The organism is Schinkia azotoformans (assembly GCF_035811335.1).
GTDB classification, from domain to species: domain Bacteria; phylum Bacillota; class Bacilli; order Bacillales; family Bacillaceae_J; genus Schinkia; species Schinkia azotoformans.
Genome location: NZ_JARSMD010000005.1, coordinates 99,840 through 120,762, shown reverse-complemented (window position 1 = coordinate 120,762; position 20,923 = coordinate 99,840). Strand labels below are relative to the sequence as shown.

20 protein-coding genes are annotated in these 20,923 nt (G+C 37.2%); 12 read left to right on the top strand and 8 right to left on the bottom strand.

All coding sequences use genetic code 11. The features are described 5' to 3' along the window. Positions 1–3: 3 nt before the first annotated feature. A complete protein-coding gene (locus tag P9E47_RS02840) occupies positions 4–960 on the bottom strand; it encodes a helix-turn-helix transcriptional regulator (RefSeq protein WP_004431757.1) in 957 nt (318 codons plus the stop codon). A gap of 157 nt (positions 961–1,117) precedes the next feature. Here P9E47_RS02840 and modA point away from each other — a divergent pair, with 157 nt between their 5' ends. Genes modA through P9E47_RS02825 form a run of 3 tightly spaced genes read left to right on the top strand, consistent with a single transcriptional unit; the run spans position 1,118 to position 3,315 of the window. Further along, on the top strand, positions 1,118–1,957 hold the full coding sequence (gene modA, locus P9E47_RS02835; RefSeq protein ID WP_004431760.1) for a molybdate ABC transporter substrate-binding protein: 840 nt from the start codon (positions 1,118–1,120) through the stop codon (positions 1,955–1,957). Between the two features lie 27 nt (positions 1,958–1,984). Further along, positions 1,985–2,662, top strand: a complete 678-nt coding sequence (modB, locus tag P9E47_RS02830) for a molybdate ABC transporter permease subunit (protein ID WP_004431763.1) — start codon at positions 1,985–1,987, stop codon at positions 2,660–2,662. A gap of 14 nt (positions 2,663–2,676) precedes the next feature. Further along, on the top strand, positions 2,677–3,315 hold the full coding sequence (locus P9E47_RS02825; protein ID WP_004431766.1) for an ATP-binding cassette domain-containing protein: 639 nt from the start codon (positions 2,677–2,679) through the stop codon (positions 3,313–3,315). A gap of 79 nt (positions 3,316–3,394) precedes the next feature. On the opposite strand, the gene P9E47_RS02820 is transcribed toward P9E47_RS02825, so the two are convergent. The 5 genes from P9E47_RS02820 to P9E47_RS02800 form a co-directional block, all read right to left on the bottom strand. Further along, positions 3,395–3,604, bottom strand: coding sequence for a DUF2249 domain-containing protein (locus tag P9E47_RS02820; protein WP_004431769.1), 210 nt, complete (start codon positions 3,602–3,604; stop codon positions 3,395–3,397). 11 nt (positions 3,605–3,615) lie between these two features. After that, positions 3,616–3,846 (bottom strand): DUF2249 domain-containing protein, encoded by a 231-nt coding sequence (locus P9E47_RS02815; RefSeq protein WP_004431771.1) that lies wholly within the window; start codon positions 3,844–3,846, stop codon positions 3,616–3,618. Positions 3,847–4,055: 209 nt separating this feature from the next. Next, on the bottom strand, positions 4,056–4,358 hold the full coding sequence (locus P9E47_RS02810) for a metal-sulfur cluster assembly factor (protein ID WP_004431774.1): 303 nt from the start codon (positions 4,356–4,358) through the stop codon (positions 4,056–4,058). A gap of 20 nt (positions 4,359–4,378) precedes the next feature. Then, positions 4,379–5,629 carry a hypothetical protein gene (locus P9E47_RS02805; RefSeq protein WP_326162563.1) on the bottom strand — a complete coding sequence of 417 codons (1,251 nt, stop codon included), beginning with the start codon at positions 5,627–5,629 and terminating at the stop codon, positions 4,379–4,381. 185 nt (positions 5,630–5,814) lie between these two features. Beyond that, on the bottom strand, positions 5,815–6,516 hold the full coding sequence (locus P9E47_RS02800; RefSeq protein ID WP_326162562.1) for a Crp/Fnr family transcriptional regulator: 702 nt from the start codon (positions 6,514–6,516) through the stop codon (positions 5,815–5,817). Positions 6,517–6,724: 208 nt separating this feature from the next. On the opposite strand from P9E47_RS02800, the gene P9E47_RS02795 reads away from it, so the two are divergent. After that, positions 6,725–7,858 carry a TIGR04053 family radical SAM/SPASM domain-containing protein gene (locus P9E47_RS02795; protein WP_004431780.1) on the top strand — a complete coding sequence of 378 codons (1,134 nt, stop codon included), beginning with the start codon at positions 6,725–6,727 and terminating at the stop codon, positions 7,856–7,858. Between the two features lie 136 nt (positions 7,859–7,994). On the opposite strand, the gene P9E47_RS02790 is transcribed toward P9E47_RS02795, so the two are convergent. Then, positions 7,995–8,708: a Crp/Fnr family transcriptional regulator gene (locus P9E47_RS02790; protein ID WP_004431783.1), complete on the bottom strand. Its 714-nt coding sequence runs from the start codon at positions 8,706–8,708 to the stop codon at positions 7,995–7,997. A gap of 232 nt (positions 8,709–8,940) precedes the next feature. Here P9E47_RS02790 and moaA point away from each other — a divergent pair, with 232 nt between their 5' ends. Beyond that, the gene (gene moaA / locus P9E47_RS02785) at positions 8,941–9,939 is read left to right on the top strand and encodes a GTP 3',8-cyclase MoaA (protein ID WP_004431786.1); all 999 of its coding nucleotides are present in this window, start codon (positions 8,941–8,943) and stop codon (positions 9,937–9,939) included. Between the two features lie 152 nt (positions 9,940–10,091). On the opposite strand, the gene P9E47_RS02780 is transcribed toward moaA, so the two are convergent. Further along, positions 10,092–10,790, bottom strand: coding sequence for a Crp/Fnr family transcriptional regulator (locus tag P9E47_RS02780; RefSeq protein ID WP_004431792.1), 699 nt, complete (start codon positions 10,788–10,790; stop codon positions 10,092–10,094). Between the two features lie 370 nt (positions 10,791–11,160). Here P9E47_RS02780 and argC point away from each other — a divergent pair, with 370 nt between their 5' ends. The 7 genes from argC to argF all read left to right on the top strand — a co-directional run bounded on the left by argC (position 11,161) and on the right by argF (position 20,879). After that, complete coding sequence (gene argC, locus P9E47_RS02775) at positions 11,161–12,198, top strand: N-acetyl-gamma-glutamyl-phosphate reductase (protein ID WP_004431793.1); 1,038 nt, start codon at positions 11,161–11,163, stop codon at positions 12,196–12,198. Between the two features lie 179 nt (positions 12,199–12,377). Then, entirely contained in the window at positions 12,378–13,628 is a 1,251-nt protein-coding gene (argJ, locus tag P9E47_RS02770; protein ID WP_326162560.1) for a bifunctional ornithine acetyltransferase/N-acetylglutamate synthase, read from the top strand. A 43-nt stretch (positions 13,629–13,671) separates the two neighbouring features. After that, on the top strand, positions 13,672–14,451 hold the full coding sequence (gene argB, locus P9E47_RS02765) for an acetylglutamate kinase (RefSeq protein ID WP_004431799.1): 780 nt from the start codon (positions 13,672–13,674) through the stop codon (positions 14,449–14,451). Between the two features lie 17 nt (positions 14,452–14,468). Next, the gene (locus P9E47_RS02760) at positions 14,469–15,626 is read left to right on the top strand and encodes an acetylornithine transaminase (RefSeq protein WP_004431801.1); all 1,158 of its coding nucleotides are present in this window, start codon (positions 14,469–14,471) and stop codon (positions 15,624–15,626) included. 77 nt (positions 15,627–15,703) lie between these two features. Next, entirely contained in the window at positions 15,704–16,789 is a 1,086-nt protein-coding gene (locus tag P9E47_RS02755; RefSeq protein WP_326162559.1) for a carbamoyl phosphate synthase small subunit, read from the top strand. Beyond that, entirely contained in the window at positions 16,782–19,922 is a 3,141-nt protein-coding gene (locus P9E47_RS02750) for a carbamoyl phosphate synthase large subunit (protein ID WP_326162558.1), read from the top strand. The genes P9E47_RS02755 and P9E47_RS02750 overlap by 8 nt, the downstream gene beginning before the upstream one ends. Continuing rightward, positions 19,923–20,879 (top strand): ornithine carbamoyltransferase, encoded by a 957-nt coding sequence (gene argF, locus P9E47_RS02745; RefSeq protein WP_004431808.1) that lies wholly within the window; start codon positions 19,923–19,925, stop codon positions 20,877–20,879. Positions 20,880–20,923 lie beyond the last annotated feature (44 nt).

Here is a 20,923-nt window from a genome sequence, read left to right as displayed (position 1 = left end):
GTATTATTGCTCATAAAGGATATTTCCCGTCTGAGTGACATCGTATCCTAACGCCAAAAGCTCTTCTTTAAATTTATGGGACTGAAGAATTTCGGTAACTAGTTCGATTAATTCTTTGTTATGTTCGGTTTTTAAAATAACGATATCATATCGTTCTTTAACTAATGGTACAAAATCAATTCCGGCTATTTGGGCAGCTTTTTCAATCCCAACTGCCAAATCAACATCACCTTTTGCGACCATTCCAGCCACACCAAGGTGAGAGTTTTCCTCTTGTAAATAGCCATTAATCTCAGATTCTTCAATATTATGAACCCTCAACATTTCATCTACAAGTATTCTTGCACCGGAGCCTTTTTCCCGATTAACAAACTTTAATTTTTGATTATTTTTTAGATCTTCCCAAGTTCGGATATTATATGGATTTCCCTTTTTTACATAAAAACCAGCCAAACGAGAGATAAGATTTAAAACGATAAAATGATGGCTGACTAGGATTTTTCGAATATAAGGAATATTGTATTCTGCCGTATCCCCGTCAATTAGATGGGTGCTGACAATATCCGCTTCACCTTTGTACATTGAAAATAAACTATCTAGACTACCAACATAGGAGCGCAATGGGCGGTATAGATTGGACCTTTTTTCAATCTGTTTGCCCAAAATATCTAGGCACATATCCTGTCCACTTATAATGATCGAACGTGGTGCATTGTTTAAAGTCGGGTCCTGTTTTAGTGTAGCCGCAAGATCATTCGAAATCGAATGCAGTTGCTCCTCATGGGGTGGAAGACCTTTAGCTTTTCTTTTATAGTTTTCAAGGTCAGAGGCATCTACTCGCATTTGCCGACCGACTCGGTAAGACTTTAATTCCCCTTTTTTGATTAAATCGTAAACAGTTAATTTTGATACTTTTAATATTTGTGAAATTTCTTCCGTCGTATAAGATTCATTTTTCATTACCTTCCTCCACCTAAGAAAAATTAGAGTTCATTAACTATCCATATTTTATCATTTACAAGCTCAAAATAACTAATTATAATTATAATCAAATTAGTTATAACTATTTATAACTAGATATAATTATTTATAATTAAAGCCAAAAGGAGGTTTCACCATGGAGAAAAGAATATCAATTGGTTTTCTAGTTTTGTTGTTTATTATGATATTATCAGTAGGATGCAGCCAAAATAATGGAGCAAATAATTCTTCACAGCAGCAGAATGCGGAAGAACCAAAGCAAGAGACACTAAAGCCTGAAGAAAAACAAACTGAATTAATGATATCAGCAGCAGCGAGTTTAACAGATGCCTTAAATGAAATGAAACAAGTATATGAAAATGAGCATAGCTCTGTTAAACTGGCATTCAATTTTGGGGGCTCAGGTAAATTGGCTACACAAATTGAACAGGGAGCGCCAACTGATCTTTTTTTATCAGCTGATCAAAAATCAATGGATAATTTGGAAGAGAAATCTTTAATTACTGTTGATTCAAGAGCGGACTTCACTGGGAACAAAATTGTCCTAGTTGGAGAAAAAAATAATGGGATAACAATTCCTTCATTCAAAGATATCGACCCTAGCAAATTATCTCAAATAGCTATTGGTGAGCCAGAAAGTGTCCCGGCCGGAAAATATGCTAAAGAGGCACTAGAGGCTCTTGGAAAATGGGACGAAGTACAAGCAAAGTTAGTCTATGCGAAAGATGTACGTCAAGTGTTAACATATGTTGAATCAGGGAATGCAGATGTTGGTTTCGTTTATTCAAGTGATGCTTTAACATCAGATAAAGTAAAAGTATTAGCTGAAGCTGATGCAACATTACATACTCCAATTATTTATCCGGCAGCAATCATTGCTGATAGTGAAAATCAAGAAGAAGCACAGCAGTTTATTGATTACTTACTAAGTGAAGACGGACAAAGTATTTTGAAGAAATATGGTTTTGTTAAATAAAGCAGATCAAAAAGGGTGCTGATACAATTGAATTATTCTCCGTTGCTACTTTCCTTAAAAATATCAAGTATCTCCACCATTATTGTATTTTTTTTAGGTCTGGTTGTGTCAAGATTTTTATCGCGTCGCAACTTCTTTGGGAAGAGTGTAATTGAATCTGTACTTCTTTTACCCTTAGTACTTCCGCCGACCGTTGTCGGTTTTGGCTTGCTCTTATTATTTGGAAAAAATGGGCTGATAGGAAGGCTGTTACTGGACTGGTTTGATATCCAGATCGTGTTTACTTGGTTGGGTGCTGTCATTGCCGCCATTGTTGTATCGTTCCCACTTATGTATCAAAGTGCGTCAGCAGCCTTTCAAAATTATGACCGGAATTTAGAAAATGCTGCTTTGACGATGGGGGCATCCAAGTGGAAGGTGTTTTGGACGATCGTCTTTCCGCTGGCATGGCCAGGGCTGTTATCAGGGCTTGTATTGGCATTTGCAAGGGGATTAGGTGAGTTCGGGGCTACGCTAATGATTGCCGGCTATATACCAAATAAAACGGATACGATCCCAATGGCGATCTATTTTGCAGTAGAATCGGGACAAACGGAGGTAGCCCAGTTTTGGGTCATCATCATCGTTGCTCTTGGATTCAGCACAATTATGTGGCTAAATTGGTGGAGTAAGCGAAATATAATGAAGTACGCATCTAAAGAGTAGGAAGGTGGGTATCGATGTTAACAATTCAAATTAAAAAAAAGCTTGCCCATTTTACAGTTGATGTTGATTTACATATTAATAAGGAAATTGCCATATTGTTTGGCCCATCCGGTTCAGGTAAAACAACAATTTTAAATTGCGTTGCAGGATTGGCGCAGCCAGATTATGGCTCGATCGTAAGTAATGGAGTCGACTTTTTTCACTCTGCCGGTAAGCCGCTTCCCGTACAAAATCGGAATGTTGGCTACCTTTTTCAGGATTACGCCTTATTCCCCCATATGACGGTTTGGAAGAATATTGCCTATGGTATGAAAAACACGGAATTAACGGAACAAATCATTGATGTTTTAAATATAAGACATTTGTTAAATAAATACCCGAGAGAAATTTCGGGTGGGGAGAAACAAAGAGTTGCGTTAACAAGGGCTTTAGCCACAGAACCATCCCTCTTATTGCTTGATGAACCATTTTCAGCATTGGATTATGAAACACGCTTGCAGTGCCATGAAGAGCTTCTTCGTCTTCATGAATTATGGGGAATTCCGATATTAATGGTCACACATGATCTCCAGGAAGCAAGAAAATTAGGAGAGCGCATCTTCTATATAAAGGAAGGAAAAATAGAAAAGGTAGTTCAGGCCCAAGTTGGCTGAACTACCTTTTTAAGTCTGTGCATAATTAATTGTCTAGTTCCAGCGCTCAGCGCCTAGTGGATTTCGCTAAGCAAGGCGCTTACGATTTTCGTATTGTAATTTGAAAACTGCCATCTTCCAATTCAATCGTTTCATGCTTATAGCCCCGTCCATCTAATTCCTCGTATAGGAACATTGGACGGCGATCGTTATTTATAATCAGTTCTTCACCCTCAGGCAATTCATCAAGTGCTGCCAGTGTTCTCATCATTGGTTGTGGTGGTTCAAGTCCACGATTATCAAGCTTCATAAGAATTCTCCTTACTGTTTAACAAAAGTTATTTTCCAGTAGTCTTCTTCGATCTCTTCAGCTTCGTTAGAGAAACCTTTTGAGCTAAATACACCTAATAATGGTGTTGGTTTAAATGGTGCATGTAAAATAAATGTATCACCAGTTGAATCCAAACCCTCAATAGCCTTCATTATTTTTTGAAATGGTTCTTGTTTATTTTTTAGATCCTCACGTACGTCTAGTTCTACAACTTTACTCATCTTCATCACTCCAATTTTTTCTATGAAATATCGCTAAACGGGTGCTTCCGCTTTTCTTCATTGTCTAGCTTCAGCACCCAGCGACTCGTAAACTTCGCCCACCTCCCTACGATAAGTCAACATCGGCTCACAAGTTCGCCGTGTTTCCTTTATCTCAGTCGATGGGCTCCAGTTTATACGTCGCTAAACGGGTGCTTCCGCTTTTCTATTTATCTTCTTCCTAACCAATCTTTTGCACGGTCGCTCATTAGCTCAGGAGACCAAGCTGGCTCCCATACTAACTGAACGTTAACCTCATTCACTTCTTCCATAGCTTCAAGGACATATCTTGCACCACTTGTAATACTGTCATGTAGCGGGCAGCCAGGCGTTGTTAACGTCATTTTGATATTTACGTTATTTTCTTCGTCAATATTTATATCGTAAATTAAGCCTAAATCAACAATGTTTAGTCCTAATTCAGGGTCGATAACAGTTTCTAATTCTTTTAGGATTTTTTCTTTTAATTCCATGGTAAACTCCTCCAATATCGTTATTTTTTAAGGATACTAACTACAGTCGCGCTAAAAACAACGGTTGTGACAGCAAACAATGATTGTACAAACATATACAGGCCTGCTAGTTTAAAGCTGAATGAAACAGCAAACCCTGCAAAGCAGATTAAACATAAAATAAATAAAATGGTTCCAAGCTTTTCATTCATAAGTTGTTTTAAGGTTGGTACATTAGGCTGTCCCATTTCCTTGCTGTATTTATAGGTCCACCATAAAAAAGGGACAATTTTATATAAATAACCCATAATGCTGAATACAATCCAACCCATAATATATAAATAGATAATAACTCCAAATAAATAAGGAGAAATTGAAATGAATGACGAAATCAAAGCAACCAAGTGCATAATCCAGCCAATTATAATGGCCACTAAAGAAAAGGTAAAAGGCTTATCTAAATTTTTCTTTAGACGTTTTTTAATAATTTGTTTAATATGCCAGACAAAAAGAGAAAATGAAATAAATAACAACATCATTCCCAATTGAAAGAGAATCGATCGGTTGGTCCAAAATGATAAAATGCTCGAAAGTAAGCCGAAAATATAAAGAAAATAAATCGGCTTGCTTAATTTCATTGAAAAGCCATGTGCTAATGAAAACATTGGCACCATTTTATAGGAAAACCCGAATATTAGCAGCGAAAACCATCCTGCAATTCCTAGAATGATATGGGTTTTCAACAATGCGACATGATTGGCTAATGGAAGATGGCCACTAACACTTGCTGCGAGAAAAATACCAAACAAAATTGTCAGCAGCAAACAAACTAAGGCAGTGCCAACCAAAGCGGTTAGGATATTCTTTTCCGTCTGCTTTTTCATAGTCATTGCCATTTGATAGAGAAACATTAATACACCAATCAACGTAATAAACCCTGTTATCATTGTGAGTTTAGGGGAAAATGCCAGTGATAATGCAAATCCGGTTATTCCAATGGCTGTAATCCAAAATTGAATAAACCCAAATGTTTCATTCCAAATCGGCGTTAAAAAAGCAACGGGTACCAATTGATACATTGCCCCCATGGCGACCATCAGTGCCCAACCTAATACTAATAAATGGGCAACCATCCATAAAGGTGGGATTCGAAAGGCCCCATTTGTTAGAAAATCGCCGCTGAAAATTAATATAATTTGCGAGGCGGAAAAGGCCAGTAAACTATAAATAATAAAAGAAAAAGGTAACTTAATATTTGTTTCAGTCTTTGACAGACCTGGCATCATGTTCATGTGATTAACCCCCGAACAATTAATGTTTTGTGCCATATCTCTATGATAACCATTTTCAATACTGTTTTAAGTGATTTAAATCACAATCTATAAAACAAAACTTCACATAAAAAAAGAGCCGCCTCAAAAGTGAAGATTCCTTTGAGACAACCCTTATTATTTACAAAACTGTATTCATTTATTGGTTAAAATAATTCGTTTTCGAGTTTATCTGTTTCAACGATATAATAACCTTCTTCGGTAGAGTCAATAAGATGTTTTTTCTTAAGCTGGTTTAAAGTACGGCTTACGGTTTCGCGGGAGCTTCCGATCATGTTTGCCAATTCGCGATTTGTAAAGTGGGTAGTGATTAAAAATTTAGATTTTCCATCCTCCAGTTTTTGTCCATGCGATTTTGACAAGCGCAGTAATAACTTTAGAATTTGCTCATACGTATTTGATAAAATTTGTTCCTCAAGACGGTTTTGCAAATCAATAATTTTTTCCCCGAGCACTCTAAATACCTTAATACTTACTTCAGGATATTTAATCAGGATTTCTTCAAAGTTGGAAATAGGGATGATGATTAGGGTAGTTGGTTCAATAACCTCTGCATGAGCCGGAAATTCACCTTTTCGAAAAAAGCCGACATGGGGAAACATATCTCCTTCCTTTAAAATGGACACAATTTGTTCACGTCCGTTGAAATCAGTTTTATAAATTTTGACTTTTCCTTGATGGATAAAAAAGACCCGGTCTTGCGTATCCCCCTGCATAAACACGTGGATTTTTGGTTCATATAGACGTGTTTGCGAAATATCAATGATCTGCTGCAGCTCTTCACCCGTTAATTCACGAAATATTGGAACATTATGTAGTAGTTGTTTTATGGATGTTTGGGGTAACATTTTCGTTCACCTCTTTTTTTTATGGCTTCCTATATAACAATTCTAACAAACTTCTGGATAATTAAAAACATATTAAAGGTAGATAATTTGTAGATATTTGTTACTGTATTGTTAAATCTCATATCAGTGTGATAAACATCACATAACCTGAAAAGTTTTACCTGTAAAATAATGAAAGAGTCTTTATAGTATAAGGAGTGTGGTTCACGTGTTTAATCGTGATTATGATAAAGATCCATTTATTGTTATATGGGAGTTAACAAGAGCTTGCCAGCTTAAGTGTCTGCACTGCCGTGCGGAAGCGCAATACAAACGGGACCCTCGTGAGCTTTCTTTTGAGGAAGGAAAGAATTTAATAGATCAAATTTATGAAATGGACAATCCTATGCTAGTATTTACGGGTGGGGACCCATTGATGCGTGAGGATGTTTATGACATTGCTGATTATGCTATCAAGAAGGGTGTCCGTGTATCAATGACACCAAGTGCAACGCCGAACGTAACGAAAGAGGCTATTGAGAAAGCAAAGGAAGTTGGACTTGCAAGATGGGCATTCAGTATTGATGGACCAACTGCTGAAATTCATGATCATTTCCGTGGAGTTAGCGGCTCATTTGATTTAACGATGAAGGCAATCAAGTATTTACATGAGCTTGAAATTCCAATTCAAATCAATACAGTTATCTCAAGATACAATATCGATGTACTAGATGATATGGCAAAATTGGTGGAAGATTTAGATTGTGTTCTTTGGAGCGTCTTTTTCCTTGTTCCAACAGGAAGAGGCCAAGAATCAGATATGATCTCACCGGTTCAGCATGAACAAGTATTTACATGGCTTTATAATTTAAGTAAACGTGTTAAATTCGATATTAAAACAACGGCCGCACAGCATTACCGTAGGGTTGTTATTCAAAATAAAATGAGAGAACATGTTGCAAATCACGAAGACATCAACTATGAAGATGCTCTAATGAAGGGTGCAACTGGTACCATTGACGGTTTAGGAAGAGCGCCTAAAGGCGTTAATGATGGAAATGGTTTTGTATTTATCTCTCACGTTGGGGACGTATACCCGAGTGGACTTTTACCTGTAAAAGCCGGAAATGTACGTGAAACACCATTAGCTGAAATTTATCGTGAATCACCAATTTTCAAATCATTACGCAACCCTGATCTATATAAAGGAAAATGTGGTGTTTGTGAATTCCGCTTTGTTTGTGGTGGTTCAAGATCTAGAGCATATGCAATGACTGGAGATTATTTAGAGAGTGAACCATTCTGCGTTTATATTCCAAAAGCATTACGGAATAAAGAAGGTAAAGAAAGTTTGTCAAAATAAAACAAAAAAAAAGAAAGCTAGCTTTTAGAAAAAGTTGGCTTTCTTTTTTATAAATAATTTTTTTAAAGTGATATTCTTCACTTTTATTTTCTTGTCAATGCATTACTATCATAGTATAAGAATTAGACAATACCGATTAATCAATATTGCATAATTCTGGTGGACAGTTTTCACAATTAATTTCCGTTTTTAAAAACTCTAGATCATGAATGGTGATTTTCCCTTTATTCACGGATATGATTTCATCCTTGCGGAGATCACTTAGCATTCGATTAATACTTTCTCTTGAAGTGCCACAGAAATTGGCTAAATCCTGATTCGTTAATGGGATATTAATTAGAATACTTCCATCTTCACGTTTTACACCGTAGCTGTTTGTCATACGGATTAAAGTAGAATAAAGGGCGCCTTTTTTTCCATGAAGAACGAGATCCCGGAATTTAGTCTGTGTCCTTCTAAAATGGTCGCTCATCCATTTCATAAATTCGTAGGCAAGAGAACCGTTTTCGATCAATTGCTGCTCCAGATATTCTTTTTTCAAGACAGCAACCTCACCGCTCTCTAATACTTTTGCATTGAGAAGGTATTTTGCTTCATTTGTAAATAGGGTCAACTCTCCAACAATATCTCCTACTGTGCAAATTCGTAATGTTAACTCTTTGCCATCTTGGGAAATCTTACTAATTTGCACTCTTCCAGAACGGATTATATATAATTCTGTTGCTGGCATTCCTTCCTGAAATAAAAAGGTACCTTTTTGCATTTTCATTGTATGGTCTAAAGAATTTAACAGTTCTTGAATGGATTCTGGCATGAAAATCTTTTTATTTGGTTGTTGTAGTTCAGGCATTTTAAAACCACCTTTCGACGAAATTCGCCAAAAATCTTCCGCTATATATAAGTTAAAAGGAAAAACGCATTTAAGTCAACAGTTTAATACTGTAATTACTATATTAATGATACTTGAACAATTAGCTTAGAATGTGTGAACAATTTATGAAACTCTTTATTAATGTGATAGAATTCACATTTATTTATTCCACAATAAAGATACAATAATAATCAGTTGGGAGAGTGAATATATGAATGGCCGTCTTAATTTAGTGGATCGTTTTGGACGCAATCATGATTATTTAAGAATTTCAGTAACAGATCGTTGTAATTTAAGATGCCATTATTGTGTGCCTGAGGGTCAACACCAATGTATGGATTTTCCTAAATTATTAACTGATGAAGAAATTGTTCAAATCGTAAATGTCGGTGCAAAGCTCGGAATTAAGAAAATAAGAATCACCGGTGGAGAACCACTTTTACGAAAGAATTTGCCTGAATTAATTAGCCAAATTAAATCCATACCTACTATTGAAGATATAGCCCTAACAACTAACGGAGTTTTTCTTAAAAAATATGGGAAAGAATTAAAAGAAGCAGGTCTTGACCGTGTAAATATAAGCTTGGATTCCCTTGATGAGAAAAAATTTTCCTATATTACAAGAGATGGACATTTAAACGATGTACTAGAGGGAATTCAAACATCGGTTGAATTAGGTTTTAATCCAATTAAAATAAATGCCGTCTTAATGAAAGACTTCAATGTTGATGAAATAGAAGATTTCTTATTATGGACTATTCGTGAACCAATCAATATTCGCTTTATTGAATATATGCCAATTGGACAAACGAATAATGTTTGGAGTAATCAGTATCAGTCATTGGAGATTGTCAAAGAAATAGCGGAACGCATCGGACAATATAATCCGGTAACAACACATAAAAATAGCGGCCCCGCAGACCAATATGCATTTGAAAATGCGAAAGGCACTTTTGGATTGATTCATCCGATTTCATGTAATTTCTGTGACAACTGTAATCGTTTAAGATTAACTGCTGATGGACATTTAAAGCCTTGTCTTTTCTGGCAGGATGAAGTTTCGTTAAGACAGTTCATTGATAATGAGCAGCAATTAATACATGCTTTCAAAAAAGCAATGTTTATCAAACCTGAACGTCACCAAATGGGTGATGAGAATTTTGATTTTGGTAATCCGACAACACGCGTGATGTCCGCCATTGGTGGGTAAATATGTGTGTTAGCAATAAATGTTAAGTTTCTATATCTAACCCCCTTTTTTTAGAGTACTTTTTGTGCTCTATTTTTTTTGGGGGGACAAATAAATAAAGAGGTGGAGTGCATATCCACCTCTTACTGTCTAGCTCCAGCGCTTCCGCTTTTCTAATAATCTGCTGTCTCTATAAACATCTGACAGAAGTCGCACCAATTGTTAATAACAATATTCTTCTCAGTGATCGTAACTAAATCTTGATCTTTTAATTTAGAAAGAACACGGCTCACACTTTCACGGGTTGATCCAATGATGTTGGCCAATTCCTGAATTGATAATGGAAGTTCAATTTTAACTCCACTATTTGTTTTACTTCCGAAATCACGTGCCAATCTTTCGATTGTTTTTACTGTTTTCCCGTATACATCCAATAAAGCGATGTCTCTTAATATGGAAGTAAAGGATCGAAGTTGACCGCCCATAAACCGAATCATTTCAACTGAAAGATCAGGATTGATGGCGATCACATCCTCTAAATCAGATGTTAGTAAAAACAAGACTTCAGCATCAGATATGGTCTGGGCTGTCCCAGGATAATTTGTCCCCGGTTCACAAAATAAGGAAGCTTCAGCAAAAATATCCCCGGATCGTTTTATACAGACGATTAATTCTTTCCCCTGAGGGTTGATCTTTTTGATTTTAACGATTCCGCTTTTCATAAAATAAATAGCTTTAGCTTCATCCGACTCATGAAATATATAATCCCCTTTTTTATAGGAAGCTGTTTTCACCTTAGCAGCAAGGGCATCTAGCAAATGATCAGGTAAATCTTTGAAGAAAATGATTCCCCTTAAAAATTCAGAAAGCATATGTTTGACCTCCTTCTTATTTAAACAAGCAGAACAGAGCTAGTGTCTATGAATCTGATTATAGTTATCATTTTACTGTATTGTTGTGACACTTTTCACAGTATGTACTATTGTTCACACTTAATTCATAATTACTTGTTAAAAAATTTCGTCAAATTTATAAAAATACATTTGATTTTATTTTTATGCAATTATATAATAAATACTAATTTCAAAGAATAAAACTTTATTCAGTTCCATACTGAATAAAGTTTAAGCCTCCGGCGGATGCCTCAGATTTTTAAAGGTAGTTTTTCGAGCAAGCCAGCTCGAAAATATCCGCTGGGCACAAATACGCCAAGGCGTATTTGATTAGATAGGAGGACAAATGATGAGAATAGCAATCGTAGGAGCAACTGGATATGGCGGAGCGGAATTAATTCGGTTATTAAACCATCATCCTGAGGTTGAAATTGTATCTTTGCACTCCTCTTCACAGCAAGGTACACCTTATACTGAGAGTTATCCACATTTACAGGAAATTATCTATAATAAATTAGAAGAAATTAATCCGGAGGAGATGGCTAAAAACGTTGATCTTGTCTTTTTGGCAACACCGTCGGGGATTTCTAGCAAACTATCACCAGAGTTAGTAGCGCAAGGGTTAAAAGTCATTGACCTGTCCGGAGACTTGCGGATTAAAAAGTTAGAAGATTATGAGTTTTGGTATAAAAAGTGCGCTGCTCCAAAGGAAACAATTGATGCCGCCGTTTATGGTTTACCTGAATGGAATAAAGCGGAGATCAAAAAAGCGACCTTAATCGCAAATCCTGGCTGTTATCCAACATCCGTTGAACTAGGGTTAGCGCCATTAGTTCAAAAGGAACTTATAGTAGAAGATTCTATTATAGTTGATGCCAAATCGGCTGTTTCCGGCGCAGGACGTTCCTTATCTGCGATTAGTCATTATACGGAAATGAATGACAATTTTAAAATATATAAAGTAAATCAACATCAACATATACCGGAAATTGAACAGACATTAAAGGGATGGAATGGAAACATCGGGCCGATCACCTTTAGTACACATCTTGTGCCAATGACCAGGGGCATAATGTCTACGATATATGTGAAAGCAAAAAATAAGATGACAATTGACCAGCTTCATGAACTTTATAATGAAGCTTATGAAAATAAACCGTTTGTCAGAGTTCGTCCGAAAGGCGTTTTCCCTTCAACAAAAGAGGTTTATGGTTCAAATTATTGTGATATCGGTTTAGCTTATGATGAAAGAACAGGTCGAATCATGATTGTCTCAGTAATAGATAATCTAGTTAAAGGGGCAGCAGGACAGGCAATCCAAAACTTAAATATTATGATGGGATTAGATGAAAAGACAGGGCTAAATTTTGTTCCTGTTTATCCATGAGAAAAGCGGAAGCGCCCGTCTAGCGACGTAAGGACTGGAGCACATCGACTGAGATAAAGGATATCCGGCGACGAACGAAGAGATTCCTTTGTTGTTGACTTATCGTAGGGAGGTGGGTGAAGTCCACTAGTCGCTGGGCGCTGGAGCTGGACAATTAAAGAGAGCATCTTAAGGAGAGAATGACAGTGATTTTAGAGGGGCGAAGCAATGTGAGCAAAAGATTTAAGAAGGTTGAAAATGGATCTGTCACAAGTCCAAAAGGTTATAGTGCAACGGGGATCTATGCCAATCTTCGTAAAAAAGATAAATTAGACCTAGCTATCATTTTAAGTGAAGTTCCAGCAAGCTGTGCGGCAGTTTATACGCTAAATGCATTTCAAGCAGCACCCTTGAAAATTACAAAAGATAGTATTGCTAAGGAAGGAAAACTTCAAGCAGTTATCTGTAATAGTGGTAATGCCAATGCATGTACAGGAGAACAAGGTGAAAAAGATGCTATAAGAATAAGGAAAGAAGTATCTGAAAAGTTCTCATTAAAAGAACATTATATTGCTGTCGCTTCAACTGGAGTGATCGGTGAATTAATGCCGATGGATAAGATTTCGGCGGGGATTGGACAATTGAGTCCGGTTCCTTCTATAGAAGGTGGCGATCTTTTCAGCAAGGCAATTTTAACAACGGACCTTGTAGCGAAGACAACTTGCTATGAAATCGTGGTTAATGGAAAAACAGTAACGATTGCCGGGGCCGCTAAAGGATCAGGGATGATTCATCCTAATATGGCGACAATGCTAGGCTTTGTGACAACTGATGCTAATATTGAATCTAAAGACCTTCAATATGCCTTAAGTGATATTACGAATAAAACATTTAACCGTATTACGGTTGATGGTGATACATCAACAAATGATATGGTTCTAGTAATGGCAAATGGAATGGCGGAAAATGAATCATTAACAACCGATCATCCTGACTGGGAAGTATTTTATCAAGCATTACAAATGGCCTGTGAAGATTTAGCAAAAGAAATTGCGAGAGATGGAGAAGGAGCTACAAAACTAGTTGAGGTTCAGGTTGAAGGTGCTCTTACCGATGAAGATGCAGGGAAAATTGCAAAAAGTGTAGTAGGATCTTCACTGGTAAAAACAGCCGTATTTGGAGCGGATGCTAACTGGGGCCGAATTATTTGTGCTGTTGGGTATACCGGTGTTGAGGTCAATCCTTCATTAGTAGATGTCTTTATTGGGGACATCCAGATGTTAAAAGCAGGTCAACCCATTCCTTTTTCTGAAGAAGATGCGACTCTTTATTTAAAAGGTAAAGAGGTAGTGATCAAAGTAAATCTTCATATTGGAGAAGGAGAAGGCAAAGCATGGGGTTGTGATTTATCATATGATTATGTACGTATTAATGGAAGCTATCGCTCGTAGCTGAAATTAGGCGTGGATTAAATCGGGGAAGGAAGAACAAATCTTGAACGATATTGTTTTAATAAAATGTGGGGGAAGTACACTCGAACAGTTGAGCAATGACTTTTTTGAAAGTATTGCAGATTTAGTAAAGTTGGGAAAAAAGCCGATCATAGTGCATGGAGGAGGACCTGCGATTGGTCAGATCCTGAACTCCTTAAATATAGAATCCGTATTCGTTGATGGATTAAGAAAAACAACGGCAGAGGTTATGGAAGTTGTTGAAATGGTATTAGCAGGAAAGGTAAACACAACGATCGTTGGAAAGCTTCAAAAAACTGGAGTCAAAACGATAGGTTTAGCTGGTGTGGACGGTCAGCTTTTGAAAGCAAAACCAATCAATTTCGAACAGCTTGGCTATGTAGGTGAAATAGAAAAAGTTAATGGAGATTTTGTTTTAGAGTTAATGGCAATTGGATTTGTTCCAGTAATTGCACCGATTGGTGTTGATGATGAGGACCAAAGATATAATATTAATGCAGATACTGCAGCTGGTGCTGTAGCAAAGGCAATTGGAGCGGAACAGCTTCTATTTGTAACGGATGTTCCAGGTATCCTTAAAGAAGGTCAAATCATTGAGCAAATAACTCCTAAAGAAATTGAATTGTTAATAGAAGATGGAACCATTTACGGAGGTATGATCCCGAAAGTTAAAGCGGCGATTGATTCCTTGACTGGGGACCTGCAGGAAGTAATCATTGTAAATGGAAAAGATACCAAAATTGTTAATGACGGACAAATTATTGGGACAAAAATTGTAAAAGAAAATGTTCCAACATTCTAAAATAGTAGGTGAAAAAAATGGGAGCATTATTTCCAAACTACGGTCGTTGGGAAATTGAAATAGTAGAAGGTCAGGGTACTAAAGTTAAAGATAGCAACGGAAAAGAATACTTAGACTTCGTTACTGGAATTGCAGTATGTAATTTAGGACATAGACCGCCTAAAGTGCAAAAAGCTATAGAGGAGCAGTTAAATAAAGTTTGGCATGTATCCAATCTGTTTCAAGCAAGCCATCAGGAAAAAGTAGCAGCTCTACTCACAGAAAATTCATGCGGTGACTATGTATTCTTCTGTAATAGTGGTGCTGAGGCAAATGAAGCAGCAATCAAAATGGCTAGAAAGCATACAAGAAGAAATAAAATTATTACTTTTGTACAATCTTTTCATGGCAGAACATTTGCGACGATGTGTGCGACAGGACAAGAAAAAATCCATTCAGGATTTGGCACGCTGTTAGAGGAATTTGTTTATTTACCGTACAATGATGAAAAAGCAATTGAAGCTGAAATGGGTGAAGATGTGGCGGCAATCATGCTTGAAGTCATTCAAGGCGAGGGCGGAGTAAATGCTGCTAATGAAGCATTTTTGAAAAAGTGTGAGGAGCTATGTCAAAAGTTTGGTGCTCTATTTATTATAGATGAGGTGCAAACAGGGATTGGCAGAACAGGAAAGGCATTTGCTTATCAACATGCTGGTCTTTCACCGGATATCATTACAACTGCAAAAGGTCTTGGAAGTGGATTCCCAGTAGGTGCAATGATCGGAAAGGCACATTTGAAGGATACATTTAGCCCAGGAACACATGGCTCTACATTTGGTGGAACCCCACTTGCAATGGCTGCAGCCAAGGCTACATTAGATGAAATCTTTCAACCGGCATTTTTGCAATCAGTAAGCGAAAAAGGTGAATATTTAAAAAAACAGTTAAAAGAGCAATTAGCTGACATTCCGTTTGTGAAGGATGTTAAAGGGAAAGGCTTATTGCTTGGTATACAATGTGATCAAGAAGTGGGACCGATTATAGCAGAAATTCATAAGCAAGGTTTACTTGTATTAGTTGCAGGTCCAAAGGTTATCAGATTATTACCACCATTAACTGTCTCTTATGAAGAAATAGACGAGGCTGTTCAAATACTAAAGAATACACTTACAAAATATAGTAGCCTTCCAATCTAAGGCTGCATATTTTTTCGCTAATAATGAATAAAAATACCTTGTATGTAATAAATATACGCCATGGGGGGTGCGGAAGTTTGAAAGGTTATCTAGTTTTGGAAAAAGGGGATCAATTCGAAGGGAACTGGGTTGGTCAAATACCAGCTGAACCGCTTGAAGGTGAGGTAGTATTTTTCACTGGAATGACTGGTTATCAAGAGGTCTTAACAGATCCTTCCTTTAAAGGACAAATCGTTGTATTTACTTATCCGTTAATCGGAAATTATGGGATAAATGAAATTGACTTTGAAAGCGTGATTCCACACGTTTCTGGGGTTATTGTCAGTGAATGTAGTTTAGAAAGTCATCATTATGAGGCAGTTAGTACGTTTAGTGCGTATTTACAAAAGTGGAATATCCCTCTGTTAGCAAATGTTGATACAAGAGCTGTTGTAAAAAGGATTCGTACAACAGGTGTAATGGGTGGGCAGATGGTCGTGGACCCAGAGCAGGCAACTCTTGATCACTATACTCCAATTGAAGAGAAAATGTTAACTAATGGAGTTTCAACGACAAAAATTGAAACGTATGGCACTGGCTTATATCATGTTGTATTGATCGATTTCGGTTATAAAAAATCAATTGTTACTTCTCTTAGCCATGTTGGTTGTAAAGTAACTGTTGTTCCATACAATACTTCATATGAAACAATTAAATCCTTAAAACCGGATGGAATCATGTTGTCAAATGGACCTGGAGATCCAATGCAACTGACATTCTATTTACCTGTTATTAAAAAGTTAGCTTTAAAATATCCAATATTAGCCATTTGCTTAGGACACCAATTACTTGGCCTTGCATTTGGGGCTAATACCAAAAAATTGAAGTTTGGTCATCGTGGAGCGAATCAGCCTGTTATAGATTTAGTAAAGAAAAAAGTGTTTATGACATCACAAAATCACACATTTATTGTTGATGACAGCAGTTTAACAGGAACCGGTTTTTCAGCAACATATTTAAATGTAAATGATAAGTCAGTGGAAGGGATGACTCATGAGAGTCTGCCAATTATCTCAGTTCAATTCCATCCAGAGGCACATCCGGGACCGAGCGACAGTTCTTGGTTATTTACAGATTTTGTTAGCTTGATGAATAGTGTAAGGAGAGAAAAAGTTTATGCCTAAATCAAATGACATCCAGACAGTACTAGTAATCGGATCAGGTCCCATTGTAATCGGGCAGGCAGCAGAGTTTGACTATGCAGGTACACAGGCGTGTTTAGCTTTAAAAGAGGAAGGTTGCCGAGTGATTCTCGTGAATAACAATCCTGCAACCATCATGACAGATGAAGCAAACGCCGATGCTGTTTATTTCGAACCTCTTACAGTGGAGAGCATTGAGAAAATAGTTGTTAAAGAAAAACCGGATGGCATATTAGCGACACTCGGTGGTCAAACAGGCTTAAACCTAGCTTTTTCTCTTCATGAAAAAGGTGTATTAGAAAAATACGGTGTAAAACTATTAGGAACTCCGATTGAGTCCATTAAAAAAGGGGAGGACCGTGAGGCCTTCCGTGAGCTTATGCACGAACTTAATGAACCTGTTCCTGAAAGTGAAATCGTCGAAGATATTGAATCAGCCCTTCATTTTGCTGAAAAGGTTGGTTTTCCAATTATCGTAAGGCCAGCTTATACATTGGGAGGCTTTGGAGGCGGGATTGCCAATGATCATGACGCTTTCATCGATCTTGTTAGAAGCGGCCTTGATGCCAGTCCAATTACACAATGTTTAATTGAAAAAAGCATTGCCGGCTTTAAGGAAATAGAATATGAGGTTATGCGCGATTCAAGTGATACATGTATCACGATTTGTAATATGGAAAATATCGACCCAGTTGGAATCCATACAGGTGATTCAATTGTTGTTGCTCCATCACAGACATTAACAGATGTTGAGTTTCAAATGCTGCGTGCAGCATCTGTTAAAATCATTCGTGCATTAGGGATAATCGGCGGATGCAATATTCAATTCGCATTAGACCCGGTAAGTAAAGATTATTACTTAATTGAAGTAAATCCTCGTGTAAGCCGTTCTTCAGCGCTTGCTTCCAAAGCAACCGGATATCCAATTGCCCGTATCGCTGCGAAATTAAGCCTCGGTTACACATTAGATGAGTTATTAAACCCTGTTACAGGACATACCTATGCCAGCTTCGAACCAGCCTTAGACTATGTTGTCATTAAATTTCCTTGCTGGCCGTTTGACAAATTCCCAGCTGCAAATCGGGTGTTGGGGACGCAAATGAAGGCAACCGGAGAAGTAATGGCAATTGATCGGAATTTAGAAAGTGCGTTACAAAAAGGGGTCCGTTCATTAGAATTAGGCACTGTTGGTTTAAAGCATGCATCGATCGAAAAGCTAAACGAAGAAGTGCTTATGTCGATTGTTAAAAACGCAGATGATCGCCGCTTCTTCGCTATTTTAGAGTTAATTAGAAGAGGCATAGATATAAAAAGTATTGAACAAGAAACAAAAATTAATTCATTTTTCTTAAGCGCATTTAAGCGTTTAATTCAAATGGAGCAGGAAATTGATTCTTATACAGTTGATAAAGTAACAGAAGAGTTTATGAAAAAAGTAAAAAAATATGGATTCTCAGATTCGTATTTGGCAACAGCTTGGAATGTTTCTGAAGCAGACATTCGTGATTTAAGAAAAGGTTTTAACATTTTTGCAGCTTATAAAATGGTAGATACATGTGCGGCTGAATTTGAAGCTAACACGCCATACTATTATTCAAGCTATTTCGGTGAGTGCGAGGTTGAACAAAGCGACAAGAAAAAAGTATGTATTATCGGCTCCGGACCAATTCGTATTGGTCAAGGCATAGAATTTGATTACAGTTCTGTTCACGGTGTTTTAGCCCTCCAAGAAGAAGGCTATGAAACAATTATGATTAATAATAATCCAGAAACTGTCAGCACAGACTATGAAATGGCAGACCGCTTATATTTTGAACCATTAACACTGGAGGATGTCCTAAATGTGCTTGAAGTGGAAGGCACTAACGATGTAATCGTTCAATTTGGCGGACAGACCGCCATTAATCTAGTTTCTCAGTTGGAACAAGCCGGTGTAAACCTTCTTGGAACGAGTGAAGATATAATTGATCAACTGGAAGATCGTGATCGTTTTTATCAGCTTTTACGTAAAGTGGATGTTCCACATATACCAGGTGAAATTGCCGAAAATATAGATGATTTAAAAGAAAAGGCTGCGTTGATTGGATTCCCGATCCTTTTAAGACCATCCTATGTAATTGGCGGTAAAGGGATGATTATTCTTAAGAATGAACAGGAATTAGATCAATTAATAACAGGTCAAACTGAACAAGTATTCCCAATTCTTTTAGATGCTTATGTTGCTGGCAAAGAAGCCGAAGTGGATGTCCTAACGGACGGAGAAGAAATTTTAATACCTACCATCATTGAGCATGTCGAAAAGGCTGGCGTCCATTCAGGAGATAGTACAGCGATTTTACCTTCCATATCAATTTCGGATCATGAAAAAGGGCTAATGGCTGAGTATTCAAAGCGAATTGCGAAGGAACTGAATTTTAAAGGCATCATGAATATTCAATTTGTCCTTTCTGAGGCAAAGGTTTATGTGTTAGAGGTAAATCCGCGTGCAAGTAGAACGGTGCCAATCTTAAGTAAGGTAACAGGCGTACCTGCAATACAAATTGCGACAAAATTATTGCTTGGGAAATATTTAACTGATATTACAGACCAAAAAGGTCTTTTACCTGATCGTCCTTATATCACGATTAAGTATCCTGTATTCTCAACGATCAAGCTTGCCGGCTTAGATCCGGTATTAGGCCCGGAAATGAAATCAACCGGCGAAGGGATTGCGATTGCCGAAACAAAGCAAGAGGCATTTTATAAAGTATTCCACTGGAATGAACAAAAAGCGCACAATAAAAATGAAATCTTCATTGATGACAGTGACTTAGACAACGATTTTATCGAAGCTATTAGCAGCTTAATTAATAAAGCAGGCTTAACAGTTGCAAAAAATAAAGATTATGAAAAATGGGTGCAAAATCCCAAAGCATTAGCATTAATTAGTTTATCTAAAAAGAAAACGGAACAAGAAATTGAAAAACGTCAACTAGCGTTAAAATATCGTCTCCATGTTTTTACAGAATGGGAAACAGTAGAAGGATTTTTACTAGGTATTAGAGAAAGTAGCTTTAGTGTTAATTCGATTCAAGATTGGCTAACGAAAAAAAATATTGAGAAGGAAGTGGTTTAAATGAGCACAACAATGATTGCAGCACCGAAATTGCACGTAGATGATTTGTTAACATTAATTGATTTAACCCAAGACGAAATCGTAGATATAATTAAAACAGCCATTGAGTTAAAAAAGCTGCACAAAGCAGGTCAACACTTAGACGTATTAAAAGGAAAAACGATGGGAATGATTTTTGAAAAATCATCAACCCGTACTCGTGTTTCCTTCGAAGCAGGAATGACTCAATTAGGCGGCCATTCCATCTTCTTAAGCAGTAAAGATACACAGTTGGGAAGAGGAGAGCCTATTTCCGATACGGCACAAGTTCTGTCTGAGTACATCGATATTATTATGATTCGTACTTTTGAGCATGAACGTGTTGTTGAATTAGCAAAACATGCAACGATCCCTGTTATTAATGCCCTAACAGATGATTATCATCCATGTCAGGCCTTAGCAGACTTAATGACAATTTATGAAATTAAAGGAAGCTTAAAAGGGCAAAAGCTTGTATATGTTGGCGATGGCAATAATGTAGCACACTCGTTAATGATAGGCTCCGCTAAAGTTGGCGTGGATTGCATCGTCGCTTGTCCTGATGCCTATCAACCAAAAGCTGAAGTTGTTGAGATTGCCAAAAAGTTTGCTGAGGAAACGGGTGCAACGATCGAAGTAGTCAATGATCCAATTGAAGCTGTTAAAGGCGCTGATTTCATCTATACTGATGTTTGGACAAGTATGGGCTTTGAAGACGAGGCTGCTGAAAGAATACAGACTTTACAACCATACCAAGTGAATGCTAAATTAATGCAATATGCTAAGGATGATTATTCCTTTATGCATTGTTTACCTGCACATCGCGGTGAAGAAGTAACAGCTGATATTATTGATGGCCCACATTCTGTTGTAGTTCAAGAGGCCGGCAACCGACTTCATGTACAAAAAGCGTTAATTTTAGGGTTGCTTAATAAATAATGTTTTATACGAAGGGCTTTCTCAATTAGTTGAGAAGTCCTTTT

Excerpts from the sequence above, each read along its gene's own strand:
- P9E47_RS02840 (WP_004431757.1), bottom strand. The coding sequence starts at position 960 with ATGAAAAATGAATCTTATACGACGGAAGAAATTTCACAAATATTAAAA.
- modA (WP_004431760.1), top strand. The coding sequence starts at position 1,118 with ATGGAGAAAAGAATATCAATTGGTTTTCTAGTTTTGTTGTTTATTATG.
- P9E47_RS02825 (WP_004431766.1), top strand. The coding sequence starts at position 2,677 with ATGTTAACAATTCAAATTAAAAAAAAGCTTGCCCATTTTACAGTTGAT.
- P9E47_RS02820 (WP_004431769.1), bottom strand. The coding sequence starts at position 3,604 with ATGAAGCTTGATAATCGTGGACTTGAACCACCACAACCAATGATGAGA.
- P9E47_RS02815 (WP_004431771.1), bottom strand. The coding sequence starts at position 3,846 with ATGAGTAAAGTTGTAGAACTAGACGTACGTGAGGATCTAAAAAATAAA.
- P9E47_RS02810 (WP_004431774.1), bottom strand. The coding sequence starts at position 4,358 with ATGGAATTAAAAGAAAAAATCCTAAAAGAATTAGAAACTGTTATCGAC.
- P9E47_RS02805 (WP_326162563.1), bottom strand. The coding sequence starts at position 5,629 with ATGAACATGATGCCAGGTCTGTCAAAGACTGAAACAAATATTAAGTTA.
- P9E47_RS02800 (WP_326162562.1), bottom strand. The coding sequence starts at position 6,516 with ATGTTACCCCAAACATCCATAAAACAACTACTACATAATGTTCCAATA.
- P9E47_RS02790 (WP_004431783.1), bottom strand. The coding sequence starts at position 8,708 with ATGCCTGAACTACAACAACCAAATAAAAAGATTTTCATGCCAGAATCC.
- moaA (WP_004431786.1), top strand. The coding sequence starts at position 8,941 with ATGAATGGCCGTCTTAATTTAGTGGATCGTTTTGGACGCAATCATGAT.
- P9E47_RS02780 (WP_004431792.1), bottom strand. The coding sequence starts at position 10,790 with ATGCTTTCTGAATTTTTAAGGGGAATCATTTTCTTCAAAGATTTACCT.
- argC (WP_004431793.1), top strand. The coding sequence starts at position 11,161 with ATGAGAATAGCAATCGTAGGAGCAACTGGATATGGCGGAGCGGAATTA.
- argJ (WP_326162560.1), top strand. The coding sequence starts at position 12,378 with ATGACAGTGATTTTAGAGGGGCGAAGCAATGTGAGCAAAAGATTTAAG.
- P9E47_RS02760 (WP_004431801.1), top strand. The coding sequence starts at position 14,469 with ATGGGAGCATTATTTCCAAACTACGGTCGTTGGGAAATTGAAATAGTA.
- P9E47_RS02750 (WP_326162558.1), top strand. The coding sequence starts at position 16,782 with ATGCCTAAATCAAATGACATCCAGACAGTACTAGTAATCGGATCAGGT.
- argF (WP_004431808.1), top strand. The coding sequence starts at position 19,923 with ATGAGCACAACAATGATTGCAGCACCGAAATTGCACGTAGATGATTTG.